Here is a 16,212-nt window from a genome sequence, read left to right on the forward strand (position 1 = left end):
TCGCCGCGAAGCGGCGGGTGAGGGCTCCTTCCTCTGGGGGAGCCCCGCCGTGGAGACACCCTCACCCCAACCCTCTCCCACAAGCGGGAGAGGGCGCGCACCTCCATCGTGGAGACTCTCGCGCCCGTTCTCATAGGAGACTAATCCTCGAAGCCGTTCGGCATACCGGCCTTTGCGAGCGCCGCCGCGCGCGCCTTCATCCATCCCTCGAGAAACGTCTTGTCATCCGCGGGCGGATTGGACTTGCCGTAATCGGCCCACGCTGCGCCGAGCACCTCCTGGCGCTTGATCAGCCTGGTGTTGTGCGCCTCCTGCGCGTCGCTCCATTGCCCGGCCTCTTTCAGCGCCTTCACCGCGCCGGGATGCACCGGCACCACCCAGTTCTTGGTCTGCCGGTCGGCCGCGAGACCGCCGGCGCCGGGCGCGGAGTCCTTGTAGGCATCGTAGTTCACGATCATCGCCTTGGTGATGGCATAGACCTGATCCGCCGGCTGCGAAGCATAGGTGACGAAGATCGGATAGGGATAGTTGCCGAGCTCGATCGGCTTCTCCGGCGTGATGCCGGCGCCGCAGGTTGCGACTTGCGGGAAGAAGAACGAGCCGACCTTCTGCATCCGCGCCCAGCCCTCCTTGTCCTTGGCGGGCAAGGGCGGCCAGACCAGGCCGCGCGGCGAGGTCTCGGCTTCCTTGGCGGGGCCGGTGATGGTGGTGCCGAACGCGGCATCGGTGTCGTTGTTGATCAGGCCCTTCCACATTGCGCCGTAGCTTGCGAATTCGACGACCTTGACGTCCTTCTGCGTCAGGCCGGCGAAGGCGAGCACGGCGAGCGAGTTCTGGTTCAGCGCCGGCGAGCCGACCACGAATCCGACGCGCTTGCCCTTGAGGTCCTTCAGCTCCTTGACGCCGGTGTCGGCGGCAACCGCGAGCGAGCCGCAATTGCAGTCGACGGTCGAGAGCAGGATCTGGAGTGGCTGCGGCCCCCATTCCCTGGAGCCGAACTCGAACACGCCCTCCTGCGCGAAATAGGTCCCCGATCCCATCGCCGCGGACGCCGCGCGCTTGGCACGCAGCGGCGCAAGCCGCGCGACGTCGTTGCCGGCGGGGAGCACGCGCACGTCGGTGCCGAACTTGTCCTTCATCATCTTGCCGACGCCGACCGCGATGTTGAACCCGGCGGTGCCGGTGTCATAGGCGGTGAACGTCAACGTCGCCGGCAGCTTGACGTCCTCGGCGAACGAGTAGCGTGTAGACGCAAAAGAAATGCCCGCAACCAAGGCAGGCGCGAGCACGAGCAGCCCACGAAGCATGTTTCCCTCCAACGATCCCCGCTTTGTCGCGAAGATTTTCTTTCTTTGTTTGAAACAACGTTTTGTTTGCAGCCGATCATGTCATCGCGATCAAGCGATGGCAACGCCGTCCGGAGCATGCGGGAATGCGACTGACAGATTGTCGCGGAATCCGCAGTTAATGTTCTCAGTTCGCGACAATCGCGATCGCCTGTCCCTCGGCAACGACGTCGTCGAGTTTCACAAGGAGCGACGTAATCGTGCCGCTCGCGGGCGAGGGCACCGGTATCTCCATCTTCATCGCTTCGACCACTACAACGTCATCGCCATCCGCAACGGTTCCTCCAACTTGCACGGGAGTTGCGCAGATGCGGCCCGCGACCTCCGTGACAATCTTAATTTCTGGCATGCCATCGCCTTTTTGTTGTCGTCGCAAAATGCCTGAGGTAGCGTCGTCTGCAAGCGGAATTTAATTCCGCAGAGCGGAACAGCTGGTAGGGAACATGGGACGACGTTCAGAGCGGTTGAGTAGGCAAGGTGCGCTCGCTGGCGACGCCGGCGAGGGTGATGTCATCCAGGTGGTGTCGCGCGCGTTCGACGTGTTGCGATGCTTCGAGGGCCACGAGGCGCGGCTCGGCAATCTCGAGATTTCGAATCGCTGCGGCCTGCCGCGCTCGACGGTGTCGCGGCTCACGCACACGCTGACGCGGATGGGTCAGCTCGTCTACCTGCCGCGTGATCAAAAGTATCGCATCGGCCCGAGCGCGGTTGCGATGAGCGCCTCGATGATGAAGGGCGCGCAGCTGCGCAGCATGATCCGCCAGCGGCTCCAGGAAGTCGCCGAGCAATTGCCGGGCACTGTCGGCTTGGTCGTGCCCGATCGCTTCAATCTCGTTTATGTGCAATTCGCGCGCTCGGCGGCCGCACTCGGCCTGCACGAGGGCACGGGCAGTCGCATCTCGATGGCCTCGACTGCCGCGGGCGCGGCCTACACCGCGGCGCTGGCGCCGGAAGTCGGCGATGCCTTCATCGCGGACATGGAACGGGAAGCCCCCGAGGCTGCAAAGATCCTGAAGCCCCGCATCGAGGCCAACCGGCAGTCGTTGCGCGAGCGTGGCTATGTCGTCGCCTGCGGTCTCTGGAGCCCGCACATCAACGGGCTCGCGGTGCCGATCTGGTCGCCGCAATATCAGACCTTCGTCGTCATCACGATCGGCCTTCTGTCTTCGATGTACGACGAGCACCGCCTGCATGCGGAGGTCGCGCCGCTGATGGTCGAACTGGGCCGGTCGCTGGCCAGCTTGGTCGAAGGCGCCGAAGGCGACGTCTTCAACAACCGCATCTCGCGTAAACCGGTCGCAATGGCCGTGCACAACAATAACAAGCCGATCAATTCGGAGGGAGTGAATGAACTGGAAGCCGGAACTCGACGAGCTCGCCCGGCGCGAAGCCTTCGCGCGGGAGATGGGCGGCGTTGACAAGGTCAAGCGTCAGCATGACCAGGGCCGACTGACTGTTCGGGAGCGTATCGACAGACTGACCGACAAGGGCAGCTTTCACGAGATCGGTGCCGTCTCCGGCATCGGCGAGTACGATTCCAGCGGCGAGTTGCAGAAATTGACGCCGGCGAACTGCGTGTTCGGCCGCGCGCGCGTCGACGGCCGCACGATCGTGGTGGTCGGCGACGATTTTACGGTCCGCGGCGGCTCGGCCGATGCGTCGATCTCGGCAAAGCCTCTGATGGCGGAGGAGATGGCGCATGACTTCCGTCTGCCCATCGTCCGCATCATTGAGGGATCCGGCGGCGGCGGCTCGGTCAAGACCATCGAGACCAAGGGCGCGGCGAATTTGCCTGGAGGTATCGGCGGCACCCGCTGGTATCGCTTCACGACCGAGAACCTCTCGCGCGTACCGGTCGTTGCGCTCGGCCTCGGCTCGGTCGCAGGGTTAGGTGCCGCGCGCCTCGCCGCCAGCCACTATTCCATCATGACGCGAAAATCCGCGATGTTCGTCGCGGGGCCGCCGGTGGTGAAGGCGCTGGGGCAGGACCTCTCGAAGGAGGAGCTCGGCGGCGCCGACATCCAGACCCGCGCCGGCGCGGTCGACCATGCCGTCGACACCGAGGAGGAGGCTTTTGCCTGCGCGCGGCGCTTCCTGTCTTACCTGCCGTCGTCAGTCTACGAGCTGCCGCCGACCTTGCCCTGTGCCGACAATCCCGAGCGCAGCGACGAGGCGCTGATGAACGCGGTGCCGCGCAACCGCAAGCAGGTCTACAAGATGCGCCCCATCGTCGAACAGGTCGTCGACAAGGGTTCGTTCTTCGAGGTCGCAAAGAATTTCGGCAAGCCCATCATCGTCGGTCTGGCGCGGCTCGAGGGCAGGGCGGTGATGGTGCTCGCCAGCGACAGCTTTCACTATGGCGGCTCCTGGACGGCGGATGCCTGCCAGAAGGTGGTACGCTGGGTCGACTTCGCCGAGACCTTCCACCTGCCGATCGTCTATCTCATGGATTGCCCGGGCTTCATGATCGGTCTCGATGCCGAGAAGGCGGCCACCATCCGCCACGGCGTCCGCGCCATGGCCGCGGTCAACCAGACCACCGTGCCCTGGTGTACCGTGATCCTGCGCAACGCGTTTGGTGTTGCCGGTGTCGTGCATCAGCCCGCCGACCGCTTCTCGATCCGCTACGCCTGGCCGTCGGCCTATTGGGGGTCGCTGCCGCTTGAAGGCGGCATCGAAGCCGCCTACCGCGCCGACATCGATGCGGCCGAGGACAAGGCGTCGAAGCTGGAGGAAATTCAGGGCCGCCTCAACAAGCTGCGCTCGCCGTTCCGCTCGGCCGAAAAGTTCTGGGTCGAGGAGATCATCGATCCCCGCAAGACGCGCTCGCTGCTGTGCGAGTTCGCGCGATTGGCGGAGCCGTTGCGAAAGCCGGGGCCGCCGGAGAACTTTTCGATCAGGCCGTAGGCCCGGCTGTCGTGGCGAACACAACCGTCATTGCGGTCACAGCCGCAGCACCTTGCCCGGATTCATGATGTTCTGCGGGTCGAGCGCGCGCTTGATGGTGCGCATGATGTCGAGCTCGGTCTTCGACCGGTAGTGGTTGAGCTCGTCGAGCTTGTCGATGCCGATGCCGTGCTCCGCCGAGATCGAGCCGCCCATGGAGGTGACGAGATCGTTCACGGCCCGCGTGATGGCGGCCTTGTATTGGGTCAGCGTCTGCTGATCCATGCCTGTGGGCCCCATGAACGAGAAATGCAGATTGCCGTCGCCGATATGCCCCAAAGGATAGGGGCGGATGCTCGGAAGAATGTCGAGCACGGCCTCGAGCCCCTTGTCGATGAAATCGGGTATCCGGGAGATCGCCACCGAAACATCGAAGCTCAGCCCCGGCCCCTCGGCCCGGGACGCCTCGGCCATCGCTTCGCGGATGTGCCACATGTTGCGTGATTGGCTGACCGTCTGCGCGATCGCCGCATCCAGCACGTGGCCAGCTTCGAGTTGATCGGTCAGAAACTGCTCCATCTTCTCGGACATGCCCTCAGTTCCCTCCGGGCGCGCCCGCGCAGATGACCATTCAAGCAGGAGATACCAGGGCGTGTCCGCTTTCAGCGGATCCTGGGTTCCTGGAATGTGGCGCAATGCCAGGTCGATGGCGGCGCGGCTCAACAGCTCGCAGGAGCTGACATTGTCCTCGGATGCCGCGTGCGCCTCGGACAATATCTCCAGCGCCGCGCGCGGATCGCGGATCGCCAGCCATGCCGTGCAGACGTCCTTCGGCGCCGGCCACAGCTTGAGGACGGCCTTGGTAATGATGCCGAGCGTGCCTTCGGCGCCCATGAAGAGGTGCTTGAGGTCGTAGCCCGTGTTGTCCTTCTTGAGCGCGCGCAATCCGTCCCAGACATCGCCGCTCGGCAGCACGACTTCGAGCCCCAGCACGAGATTACGGGCATTGCCATAGCGGAGCACCTGCACGCCGCCGGCATTGGTCGACAGATTGCCGCCGATCATGCATGAGCCCTGGGCACCAAGGCTGAGCGGCAGGAACCTGTCGTGCTGGCTCGCGGTCTCCTGCAGCGTTTGCAGGACGCAGCCGGCCTCGACGGTCATGGCGTAACCGACGGGATCGACGTCCAGCACGCGGTTCATCCGGCCCATCGACAACACGATGCCCGTATGCGCCGGCCAGGGCGTGGCGCCGCCCATCAGGCCGGTGTTGCCACCCTGCGGCACGATCGCGACGCCGTGCTCGTGGCAGAGCCGGACTACTTTCGAGACTTCCTCGGTGCTGCCGGGACGAACGACGGCGCCGGCACCGCCTACCAGCAATCCGCGCCAGTCCGTCACGAACGGCTGCTTGCCGTGGTCGTCCTCGATAAGACCCTTCTCGCCCACGATCGCGCGCAATGATTCGCGCATCCTGGCACTCAATGGAACGGTCGGGATGGTGGGCTCGGAGGATACGGCAACCGGCATTTGCTTCCCCTGGGTACATCTTGGCGTGTACTGCGCACGTGACGTGCTCGGGGGCATTGTCCACGTTTGCGCCGTGGAATCCAACGGCAATGTGGCTTGAACCCGCCGGGCTCGCTCCCCCTCGGGCTCGCGGAGGCCGCGCGGGCTGGCGCCGGCGCATCGTATCGGGCCCCCTCCGGATACCTCATACCCCCCGATCTCTACGGTCGCGTTTAACCGACGTTAATGATGTCTTCTCGATATGGAACATCCCGCCCTGTTGCAGTCCGTGTTTGCGGATTGCCCGTAAGCGTTGATTAAGAAGGCCATATCCATATTGCAGCCTGCGACTGGCGGGCGATCGGCAGCGGTAACCTCACGCTCGCCCCCGATCAAGGATTTCAGGGAAGTGCTTTCTGCCGCCACGACGGCAATCAGGATGAAGGTCATGCTCCGCCGGTTAGTGCTCCGTTTCGCAAGAGATCGGAAGGCCAACATCGCCGTCATCTTCGCGCTCATGACGGTTCCGATCATCTTTCTGCTCGGCATGACGCTCGACTACACCCAGGCCGCGCGCAAGCGGGAGCAATTGAACGCCGCCGCCGACGCGGCCGCGATCGCGGCCGTGAGGCCGGCGATGTTGGCGCAGACCGACCCCGATGTCGTCAAGGCCACCGCGTCAACCGTCTTTGCAGCGAAGGCAAATCTTGCCGGTCTGTCGTCGGTCCCGACGCCGGAGGTTACCGTCGCGGATGTCGGCCTCGCGCGGACCATCACGGTTTCCTACACCGCGCAGTCCGTCAATAATTTCCCCAGCGTTCTCGGCAAGCAAACCTGGCAGGTTAACGGCTCCGCGACGGCGAAGGCTTCGAGCGCGCCCAACATGAACTTCTATCTGCTGATGGATGACTCCCCATCCATGGGGATCGGGGCAACCACGACAGACATCAGCAATCTCATCAAGTACACGGCCTCTGCGTATCAGTCTGCGGCGGGCTCGCAGAATTGCGGCTTCGCCTGTCATGAAACCAACATCGCTAAGGACGGCGGGACCAAGGATAACCTCGCGATCGCGCGACAAAGAAATATCACTTTGCGGATCGATCTCGTGACGAGCGCCGTCAACCAGCTGCTCAATAGCTGGTCGAGCTGCCCGCAGTCGGGCATTTCGGGAGGCGTCATGCAGTGCATGTCGGTGTTGAACAACACCACATACAAAGCGGCGCTCTATACGTTCGACCTGGGTTTGAACGAGCTGGCGAAGCTGACCACCCCGAGCAGCGCCGGAGCCCAGGTTTCCAATATCGCGCTGATGCCGGTCGCCTACCAGAACTGCGTCGTTCCGACGACGAACTGCAAGACCGACAACGGCACAGATATTGCCACCGCGCTCACCAACCTCAACAAGATCATGCCTGACCCCGGCCTTGGCAGCAACGCGGCGAAGGATACGCCGCAGGAAGTGGTGTTCCTCGTTACCGACGGCGTCGAGGACAAGATCTCCGCAACTTGCCCCAACGCGACCTTCGCCGGCAACAGCCGATGCCAGCAGCCGCTCGACACGGCGATGTGCAAGACCATTAAGGACCGGGGCATCAAGATCGCGGTCCTCTACACGGAGTATCTGCAGCTCAAGACGCCCAATATCCCGGCCACGAACAGCTGGTACATGAGCTGGGTAGACCCCTACAACGGGCCTACTTCCTTGACCGGCAAGATCGCGCAGAACCTGCAATCATGCGCCTCGCCTGGCTTCTATGCCGCGGTTCAAACCGGCGGTGACATTTCGAACGCGCTGACCGACCTGTTCATCAAGGTTGCGACCAGTACGGCCAGCCTGGTGCAGTAGGGACATCGCCATGGCCGGTCCGGATGCAACAACAAAGACACGACGCCGCAATCGCCGCGCTGCCTTCGCGCGGGACGACAGGGGCGCCACGGCGGTCGAATTCGCGCTCGTCGCGGCGCCGTTCCTCGCCCTCATCATCGCGCTCATGCAGACGTTTCTGGTCTTCTTTGCCCAGCAGATGCTCGAATCCGTGGTGCGCCAGTCGGCGCGCCTCGTCATGACCGGGCAGGTCCAGTCGGCGCAAATGACGCAGGCGGTCTTCAAGCAGAAGGTCTGCGATCAGATCGTGATCCTGTTCAATTGCAGCGGCCTGATGGTCGACATGCAGGTCGCGACGTCATGGTCTTCGGCGAACACGGCCACACCCGCCCTGACCTTCGACGGCTCGGGCAACGTGACCAATAGCTGGCAGTACGATCCGGGCGATCCCGGCGATATCGTCGTTCTCCGCGTCATGTATGTATGGCCAGTCGTTCTCGGGCCGCTCGGTTTCAATCTCTCAAACCTCACCAATGGCAGCCGGCTGATCATGTCGTCTGCCGCGTTCCAGAACGAGCCATGAGGCACCTGATGATCTCTGCCCTGACGTCCCGCGCCCGGCACTTGTTGACCGATGTCCGCGCCGTTGCAGCGACGGAGTTCGCCATTGTGACGCCGTTCATGCTGGTGCTCTATGTCGGCGGCGTCGAGCTCGGCAACGGGCTCGCGATGAACGTCAAGGTCAGCGCGACCGCGCACAGTGTTGCCGACATGGTCTCGCAGAACACGGCCGTGACATCGACCCAGATGGACGGCATTCTCGCGGCGGCGACGGCCATCATGGCTCCGTATCCCCTCAAGAACGGCAGCACCCCCTTGATGACGATCACGGTCTCGGAAGTCTCGACCGACTCCTCGGGCAACGCGACGGTTCAATGGAGCAAGTCGACGAGCTCGACAGGGGCGAGGACCAAAGGTCAGGCGATGACCTTGTCGTCCTTTACCGCGCCGGGTGGCACCAGCAATGCCAACATCTCGCTCATCCTGAGCGAGGTGTCCTACGACTACGCGCCCAACCTCGGCTTCACGATTGCTGGCACGGTGAAGCTGTCCGACAGCTACTATTTGTTCCCGCGCTGCTCGACCAATGGTCCGAGCACATTGACCCCTCCCTATTACGACGTGAAATATCCGGCGACGGCGACCTGTACCTGCGTGCAGCATTTGCAGCAGAAGATCTGTTAGCATCGCGAGGCGCCCCCAAGACGGCCGCCCTTGTGCGCGCCGCCCATTGGGGCTGGATTTAGGCATTCTTTTCCGGCGTATATCGCTGCCCTCAATTTTGTTTCATTTGTGCTGGAGGCGCCTGAACGCCTCGCCTGCGACGTTCAATCCGCGTTGACCGGCATGTGGCTCCTTGCGTCCTGCGAGAGACCCGTGACGTCTTCCGAGGGACAGGACGTTGAGGACAATCGTCATATTGGACGGCCACGGACCGTCATCGCGTGCGCTCGCGTGCTGGCTCTCGGCGCTGCTGGTTCTGGCGGCGGTTTCCTGTCGGCCGTCGGCGGCGGAAGCCGCCGACCACGGTCCCCCGAGACGAGGAGATGCGACCAGACAAACCGAGGCGAGGTTCGTGTCCCTCGGCGTGGGCAAATCGTTCGTGATCGATCTTCCGCGCGACGTGAAGGATGTGCTGGTCGCTGACCCCAAGATCGCCAATGTCGTGCTGCGATCGGCGCAGCGCGCCTACGTCATCGGCGCGGCCGTCGGGCAAACCAACGTGGTGTTCTTCGATACAGCGGGGCAATCGATCGTTGCCTATGACATCGCCGTCAAGCGTGACCTGAACGGTGTTCGTGCCGCGCTGAAGCAGGCGCTTCCCGCTGCCAATGTCCAGATCGACGGCGTCGGCGATGGCGTCATCCTGACCGGCACCGTCGCGACACCCGTCGAAGCGCAGCAGGCCAACGATATTGCTGCACGGCTCGCGGGAGCGGCCGACAAGGTCGTCAATCTGATCACGGTTCGGGGACGTGACCAGGTGATGTTGAAGGTGACGGTCGCCGAGCTTTCGCGCGAGATCGTGAAGCAGCTTGGGGTCGATCTCAGCACGAGCCTCAGCTCGGGCACGTCGGTCGTGAGCCTGACGAACGCGAATCCCTTTACCGCCTACGGCAAGAACCTCGTCGACGGCAACAACGTGTCTCTGTCGGCCGGCGGCACGACGGCCACGCTGCGGGCGATGGAGAAAGCGGGCGTCATCCGTACCTTGGCGGAGCCCACGCTGACGGCGATATCGGGCGAGGCCGCCACGTTTGTCTCCGGCGGGGAGTTTCCCGTTCCCGCAGGATATTCCTGCGACCCGACGACACATGTCTGCACGACGCAGATCAGCTTCAAGAAATTCGGAATGTCGCTGAGCTTCACGCCGGTCGTGCTTGCGGAAGGCCGCATCAGCCTGCACTTGATGACCGAAGTGTCGGATCTCTCGAACGAGAATTCGATAACCCTGTCGCAGGCGGTGAGCGACACGACGACCAATTCCCTGACCGTTCCGTCGATCAAGACGCGGCGGGCGGAAAGCACGCTCGAGATCCCTTCCGGCGGGTCCATGGCGATCGCCGGCTTGATTCAGGACCAGACCAAGCGAGCCGTGAATGGCTTGCCCGGGCTCATGCAGGTGCCGTTGCTGGGCGCGCTCTTTCGCAGCCAGGATTTCGTCAACAACCAGACCGAGCTCGTCGTTCTCGTGACGCCTTATCTCGTTCGCGCCGTGAGCCCGAGAGAGCTGTCGCGGCCGGATGACGGATTTGTCAGCGCGAGCGACCCGCAAGCCAATCTCATTGGCAACATCAATCGCATCTACGGCCGAACGGGGACGACACGAGCCCCTCGCGGTGACGTTGGCTTCATCACGGATTGACCCATGATCCATGCATCGAAAAGGTGCCGGCCCGCGGGCAGGCCCGGCCGTGCGGGTGTGCTCCGGACATGCAACGTGGTTCCTCGCCTTCCACGCCGCACCTGCGCGTCGATGTTGCCAGGCCCTCGGCAACGTTCGGGCAAGGTTTGCAACATACGAAAACATCTTCGCCAACATCCTGCGGCTGTTGCGGCCTAGGAACGGTGCATACCGTCCGGATCGGGAACATTGGATGCGACTGAACTCTCTTGCGACGCGCGCGGGCGTGGGCGCGATCTGCCTCTTGCTAGCGAGCGTCACCCCGTCGCGCGCGGAGCCGGTGTTCGACAGCCTGGGCGGCACATGGTCGGGTACCGGCACGATGAAGCCGTCGGACGGCCCGCGTGAGAAGGTCCGTTGCAAGGTGGCCTACAACATCACCAAGCCCGGACGTTCCGTGAGCCTCGACCTGCGCTGCGCGAGCGATGCCTACAAGATGGTTCTATCCGCAAATATCGATCAGAACGGGACGGTGCTTTCGGGCAACTGGTTCGAGAGCGAATACCGGCAGGGCGGCAAGGTCTATGGCACCAACAAGGATGGCCTGATCGAAGCGCGCATTGAAGGAAACACCGTCGCGGCGCTGGTGACGATCCAGACCAAGGGCGTTCATCAGTCGTTCCTGATGGAAGCGCCGGGATCCTGGATGTCGGAGGTGGCGATCGAATTGAACAAGGAAGCGAGGTAACCTCGATCGGCATTGATGCGCAGCGGGACTCTCTCTCAAGTCCCGGCCTCCCTCGTATTTTGTAAGAGTCCATTGCCGAACTCTCGCGCAAATGTCCCCGGAGGAGGTGCGAGGCCGACGCGTCGGCCGCTCCGGTCGCGGTTCGGGAAGGGCCGGGAGGCTCCGGCCCGAAGTTTCTGGTGCAGGATCAATTCGGACAGGGTTGTCCGGCCGCTCCCCACATCGCCATGTCCTTGACGTGCTCCTCGAAGCTGCCGGGCGGCATCGAGCGGCCTGCGCCGGGCGCCCATCCGCGCGGGATGAATCCGTTCAGGGAGGCATCATGCCTGAGGTGCTCGACGAGACCCGCGGCGTCGCGGCCGCCGTTGCGCTTGGGATCCTTCATTTGTGCGCAGATCTCGGCGCCGCTCTTGCCGAACCAGATGAATTCCACCGGGGCCAGCTGCCAGTCGATGCCGGCGCGCGGCGGCGCCGGCGCCGGCTCATTCGCCTGGGTGGAGGTCATGTGGCAGGTCGAGCAGGGGATCGCTTCAGCGCCGATGCGGCTTTCTCCGCCATGAATGTTCATGCCGTGCACACGCGGCTTGGTTTCGCCGGCCGGCGTCCATATCGGGATCGCCTTGGCGTCGACGTGACAGTTGGCGCAGCGCGGATGCGTCACCACGGCTTCGATTCGTTTCCAGGCCTCCAACCCCTCGGCGCGGCTGATGCTGCCCGCCGGCAACGTAGCCTTCGCGGGCTCGTCCTTGGCTACGACAATGCCCGTGAGGGCCGCGATCGACGAGGCGGCGAAGACGACCGCGATCAGGGATCTCTTCATGGCGCGCCTCACACGAAATCGATGAACTTGTTGAAGGGCATTTCGCGGATGCGCTTGCCGGTCGCAGCGAAGATCGCGTTGGCGAGCGCAGGCGCGGCAGGAGGAACCGGCGGCTCGCCGACGCCTCTCACCTTGGGATCGTTCTCGAGCCCGCGCACCTCGATGACGGGGCATTGGTAGATCCGCATCGCTTCGTGATGGTTGTAATTGGTCTGCTGCACCGCGCCCTTGGCGTAAGTGAGCTCGCAATTGATGGCGTGGCCGAGGCCCCAGATGACGCCGCCCTGAACCTGGTTCTCGAAATTGACGGGATCGATCACCTTGCCGACATCGGCCGCGATCCAGACCTTGTCGATCTTGATGCCCCTGTCCGTCATCGAGACCTCGACGACTTCTGCGACCGGTGTGCCAAAGGATTCCACGAACGCGACGCCGCGGCCCCTGCCGTTGCCGAGCGGTCCCTTCCAGTCCGACATCTCCGCGACCGTCTCCAGCACCTTGCGATAGTGCGGCACGGTGCACATCGCGACGCGTGCCTTCATGGGATCGAGACCGGCCGCATGGATCAGCTCGTCGATGAAGCTTTCGGTGAAGAAGCCCGATGTGGAGGCGCCGACCGACCGCCACGTGGTGCACGGCGACAGTCCTTGCGCCTCGTAGCTCGTGCCCCGGAAATTGGGGATGTCGTAGTAGACATTCCAGAGCCCTGCGGCCAATTGCCCGTCGGGATCTTTTGTTGGTGTGCCCGAACGTTCGAGCAGTCCCTTGAACGGAGCCGTCGAGGCGAGTTGCAAGTCTGCTGCGACGATCTTGTTCTTGTCGACGCTGCCGCGGTGCCGGGCGATCGCAATCTGCCGCGGGATATCCTGGAGGAAATCCTCCTCGCGCGAGAACACCAGCTTGATCGGCGTGCCCTTCATCTGATCGGCGATCTCGGCGAGAACGCGGACGTTCTCGTATTCGAGACGGTGGCCAAAACTTCCACCGGACCACTGATTGTGGAAGGTGACCTGTTCCGGCTTGAGGCCGATCGCCGTCGCCGCGACATACTGCACGAAGCGGGGGCTCTGATGGCCGACCCAGATCTCCATCCCCTTGTCGGTGACGAGGCCGATTCCGTTCAGTGGCTCGAGCGGCTGGTGCCCCACATAGGGGGCGCGATATTCGGCCTCGACAAGCTTGCCCGTCTTTAGCGCGGCTTCGACATCGCCGGTCTTCCGCCACTCCTTACCGAGGAATTCAGGCTTGAACGAGGATTCCAGCACCTTCCAATGATCGGCTTGGTCGGCGGGATAGGTTGAGGGCGCCCACTCGCAAATGACGGCGTCGACCGCCTTCATTGCGTACCAGCTGTTCGTCGCGATCACCGCGACGCCATTCTTGATTTCCAGGATCTTCTTGACCCCCGGCATCGTGCGCGCCTTGCTCGCGTCGTATGACTTCAGGGGCTGGCCCTTGCCGGGGTTCAGCTTGACGGCGGCATACAGCATGCCGTCCATCTTCAGGTCGATGCCGAATTTCAGCTCCCCCATGACCTTGTCGCGAATGTCGAGGCGCATCATCGGCCTGCCCAGGATGCGCCATTTCGAGGGATCACGCGGCTTGGCATCGAGCACCGGCGGAATTTTTGCGGCGTCCGCGGAGAGATCGACATAGGCGATCTTGGTGCCGTCGGGCATGATCACATGGCCTGATTGGGTGCGCAGGTCAGCCACAGCGATGCCCGACCGCTTGGCGGCGGCGGCCTTCAGTGTTTCGCGTGCGACCGCGCCGGCAACACGCAGCTTTTCATAGGTGTCCGGCAGCGTGCTCGACCCGCCGGTCATCTGCAAGCCGGACTGCCTGAGCCATTCGAGCGTCTTGGCGCGCGCTTCCTCGGCGGCCGGACTCTGGTCAGGCGCAAGAAACGGCGCGAGTTCTTCTGCAAAACCGGTATTGAAGTAGGCGGGGCTGGGGCCGGCGAAGCGAACTTCGAACTGGCCGGGATCGAGGTCCATCTCCTCGGCGATCATGATCGGCTGCACCGAGCCGACGCCCTGGCCGATGTCGGCGTGCTGCGCGATCAGCGTGATCTTGTCCGGGCTGATCTCGACCCAGGGATTGAAAGTCACGGAGTTCGGTCCGAGACCGGCGGAGAGGGGATTGTCACCGGCGGTGGTGGCTGCTTCCGCAATACCATAGGAACCGAAAGCGATGCCGCCGGCGATGGCGGCGGAGCCAAATGCGAAAGCGCGGCGGGACAGATTATGCATGTGGCCCATCTCACTTCTCCGCCATCTTTCTTGCGGCAGCTGCATGAATCGCCGCGCGGATGCGCGGATAGGTGCCGCAGCGGCAGAGATTGCCCGACATCACCTGGTTGATCTCGTCGTCCGTCGGGTTGGAAATCAGATCGAGCAGCGAGATGGCCTGCATGATTTGGCCGGTCTGGCAATAACCGCATTGCGGCACCTGATGTTCGATCCAGGCCTGAATGACCGGGTTCTGCTCCCGTTTCTCCAGGCCTTCGAGCGTAACGACCGACTTGCCCGCGACCTCGCCGATATGCGCCTGACAGGACCGGACGGCCATTCCGTCGATCTGGACGGTGCAGGCGCCGCATTGCGCGACCCCGCAGCCGTATTTGGGGCTGGTGATGCCGAGCTCGTCGCGCAGGACCCAAAGCAGTGGCATCTCGGGAACGACATCAACGCGATGTTTGGTCCCATTGACGGTGAGCTCGATCATGTCGGTGCGTCCTTCGGGAAATTGCCGTCTTCACGGCCGAAGTAGCGGTCCGAGCGCAGCCATCGCCACCTCGGCAACGGATCCTGACCGTCCATTCAAGTCTAGCGAGGTGTCGAGAGGGCTGCGGTTAAATGTGGTAAAAGCGTATGCGGGGAACGGTGCGGAACTCGTGCGATCATGCAAACACGGCCAGACATGCGGTCATATTTGTCGCACCACATCACGCAGATTGCGCGCGATCGAATGGGCTTGATCGCGGGTCGCTGGAGAACTGTCGTCCTCCAGCGATCATGACGTTTAATCCTTAGGCGGCTGCCTTGTTCGCGCGGTCGAGTCCTGCGATCAGTTTTGCCGCGATAGTCGTGCAACCGCGCCGCCTTCATCGCGCTGTCGCCTGCTTTGCAAGGATTGATGATAGCCCTTGTGCGGCTTCGATCGCGTCGAGGGCTGCACGGGCCACTTCTTCGTCCTGCTCCACCGAGCCTGCACTTGCACCGACGGCGCCGACGATGCTGCCGGCGATCCGCACCGGCAGTCCGCCGCCGAAAATCACGACCTTGCCCTCGTTGCTCTGCGCGATGCCGAACAACGGACCGTTGGGCTGGGCCAGATGCGCGAGCTCCGCCGTGGTCTTGTCGAACAGTCGCGCCGTCCTGGCCTTGCAGATGGCAAGATCGATGCTCCCGATCAGGGCGCCGTCCTGCCGTACGAACGCGACGAGATTGCCGCCAGCATCGACGATGGCAATGTTGTAGGGAAGCCCGATCCTGAGAGCGGCAGCCTCGCTCGCCGCCAGCATGCGCTTGGCATCATCCAGTGTGAGCCTGGTGTAGGATCTGGGCATGGCTTCCTCCTCGCCGCTGGCGAGGTCGCCGGCAGCCATTGGAATGATCGAAATTTGATCGGACGAGAGTGTCGCGCCGGCGAAGAGCGGCCGGCGTTTACTTGAATACGATCTTTAATTTTGCTTCCAGCGCGGCGGCATCATCACCGGATAGCTGGGTGATCTCTTTTCGGTCGAAGGCCTGGACAACTTTCATCAGGTTTCACTCCACGCTGAGCTGTGTTCCTGCGTGGCGTTAGGAGCGTCGTCGCGCATGAACAGTCTAACGAGATGCGGGGGAACCGGCGGTTAATTCCGGTAAAAGCATATGTGCGTTCTCACCGCGGCGAGGTTCGTTGTCGAGCGAAGCTGGAAGGAGAGGGCGCCGGCCTCGCCGAGGCTCCTGTTGCGCAGTCTATGGTCACTAGCGCACAGCCAATGAGTTATCGCAGGCAGGCGTGATGCCCGAGCGTAAACCGGCACCGAGGCCGCGGCGCTGATGCTTGGCATCACGTCGTCGAAAATCAAAATGGATAGGAGGCGATGATAGTATCCTGCTCCTGTTTTGCCCGACGAGTCAAAACGCCTTTGCGGATGCATTCCGTCGACACGCGCCAAGT

Annotated in this window: 14 protein-coding genes; 7 read left to right on the plus strand and 7 right to left on the minus strand. The window is 63.1% G+C overall.

What is annotated here, in order from left to right:
• Window positions 1-140: 140 nt before the first annotated feature.
• Both I3J27_RS15720 and I3J27_RS15725 read right to left on the minus strand, forming a co-directional pair.
• Window positions 141-1,307, minus strand: a complete 1,167-nt coding sequence (locus I3J27_RS15720; RefSeq protein WP_270170924.1) for a TAXI family TRAP transporter solute-binding subunit — start codon at window positions 1,305-1,307, stop codon at window positions 141-143.
• 166 nt (window positions 1,308-1,473) lie between these two features.
• Window positions 1,474-1,695, minus strand: coding sequence for a biotin/lipoyl-containing protein (locus I3J27_RS15725; RefSeq protein WP_014495968.1), 222 nt, complete (start codon window positions 1,693-1,695; stop codon window positions 1,474-1,476).
• A gap of 94 nt (window positions 1,696-1,789) precedes the next feature.
• On the opposite strand from I3J27_RS15725, the gene I3J27_RS15730 reads away from it, so the two are divergent.
• Both I3J27_RS15730 and I3J27_RS15735 read left to right on the plus strand, forming a co-directional pair.
• Window positions 1,790-2,764, plus strand: a complete 975-nt coding sequence (locus I3J27_RS15730) for an IclR family transcriptional regulator (protein ID WP_270170931.1) — start codon at window positions 1,790-1,792, stop codon at window positions 2,762-2,764.
• A complete protein-coding gene (locus I3J27_RS15735; protein ID WP_270170933.1) occupies window positions 2,694-4,253 on the plus strand; it encodes an acyl-CoA carboxylase subunit beta in 1,560 nt (519 codons plus the stop codon). The genes I3J27_RS15730 and I3J27_RS15735 overlap by 71 nt, the downstream gene beginning before the upstream one ends.
• Window positions 4,254-4,289: 36 nt before the next feature.
• On the opposite strand, the gene I3J27_RS15740 is transcribed toward I3J27_RS15735, so the two are convergent.
• Window positions 4,290-5,762, minus strand: a complete 1,473-nt coding sequence (locus tag I3J27_RS15740) for an FAD-binding oxidoreductase (RefSeq protein ID WP_270170938.1) — start codon at window positions 5,760-5,762, stop codon at window positions 4,290-4,292.
• Window positions 5,763-6,189: 427 nt separating this feature from the next.
• Between I3J27_RS15740 and I3J27_RS15745 the strand changes: the two genes are divergently transcribed.
• From I3J27_RS15745 to I3J27_RS15765, 5 genes are all read left to right on the plus strand, one after another.
• Window positions 6,190-7,590, plus strand: coding sequence for a TadE/TadG family type IV pilus assembly protein (locus I3J27_RS15745; RefSeq protein WP_270172811.1), 1,401 nt, complete (start codon window positions 6,190-6,192; stop codon window positions 7,588-7,590).
• 10 nt (window positions 7,591-7,600) lie between these two features.
• On the plus strand, window positions 7,601-8,152 hold the full coding sequence (locus I3J27_RS15750; protein WP_270170940.1) for a TadE/TadG family type IV pilus assembly protein: 552 nt from the start codon (window positions 7,601-7,603) through the stop codon (window positions 8,150-8,152).
• A gap of 8 nt (window positions 8,153-8,160) precedes the next feature.
• Entirely contained in the window at window positions 8,161-8,814 is a 654-nt protein-coding gene (locus I3J27_RS15755; RefSeq protein WP_270170942.1) for a TadE/TadG family type IV pilus assembly protein, read from the plus strand.
• A 286-nt stretch (window positions 8,815-9,100) separates the two neighbouring features.
• On the plus strand, window positions 9,101-10,495 hold the full coding sequence (locus I3J27_RS15760) for a type II and III secretion system protein family protein (RefSeq protein ID WP_270172813.1): 1,395 nt from the start codon (window positions 9,101-9,103) through the stop codon (window positions 10,493-10,495).
• Window positions 10,496-10,727: 232 nt separating this feature from the next.
• Complete coding sequence (locus I3J27_RS15765) at window positions 10,728-11,222, plus strand: hypothetical protein (RefSeq protein WP_270170944.1); 495 nt, start codon at window positions 10,728-10,730, stop codon at window positions 11,220-11,222.
• A gap of 187 nt (window positions 11,223-11,409) precedes the next feature.
• Here I3J27_RS15765 and I3J27_RS15770 read toward each other — a convergent pair whose 3' ends face one another.
• The 4 genes from I3J27_RS15770 to I3J27_RS15785 all read right to left on the minus strand — a co-directional run bounded on the left by I3J27_RS15770 (window position 11,410) and on the right by I3J27_RS15785 (window position 15,613).
• Entirely contained in the window at window positions 11,410-12,042 is a 633-nt protein-coding gene (locus I3J27_RS15770) for a hypothetical protein (RefSeq protein WP_270170946.1), read from the minus strand.
• A gap of 8 nt (window positions 12,043-12,050) precedes the next feature.
• On the minus strand, window positions 12,051-14,303 hold the full coding sequence (locus tag I3J27_RS15775; protein WP_306417061.1) for a xanthine dehydrogenase family protein molybdopterin-binding subunit: 2,253 nt from the start codon (window positions 14,301-14,303) through the stop codon (window positions 12,051-12,053).
• Between the two features lies 1 nt (window position 14,304).
• Window positions 14,305-14,769: a (2Fe-2S)-binding protein gene (locus I3J27_RS15780; protein ID WP_270170951.1), complete on the minus strand. Its 465-nt coding sequence runs from the start codon at window positions 14,767-14,769 to the stop codon at window positions 14,305-14,307.
• Between the two features lie 379 nt (window positions 14,770-15,148).
• Window positions 15,149-15,613 (minus strand): GlcG/HbpS family heme-binding protein, encoded by a 465-nt coding sequence (locus I3J27_RS15785; protein ID WP_270170953.1) that lies wholly within the window; start codon window positions 15,611-15,613, stop codon window positions 15,149-15,151.
• Between the last annotated feature and the right edge of the window lie 599 nt (window positions 15,614-16,212).

This window comes from Bradyrhizobium xenonodulans (assembly GCF_027594865.1).
Lineage (GTDB): Bacteria > Pseudomonadota > Alphaproteobacteria > Rhizobiales > Xanthobacteraceae > Bradyrhizobium > Bradyrhizobium xenonodulans.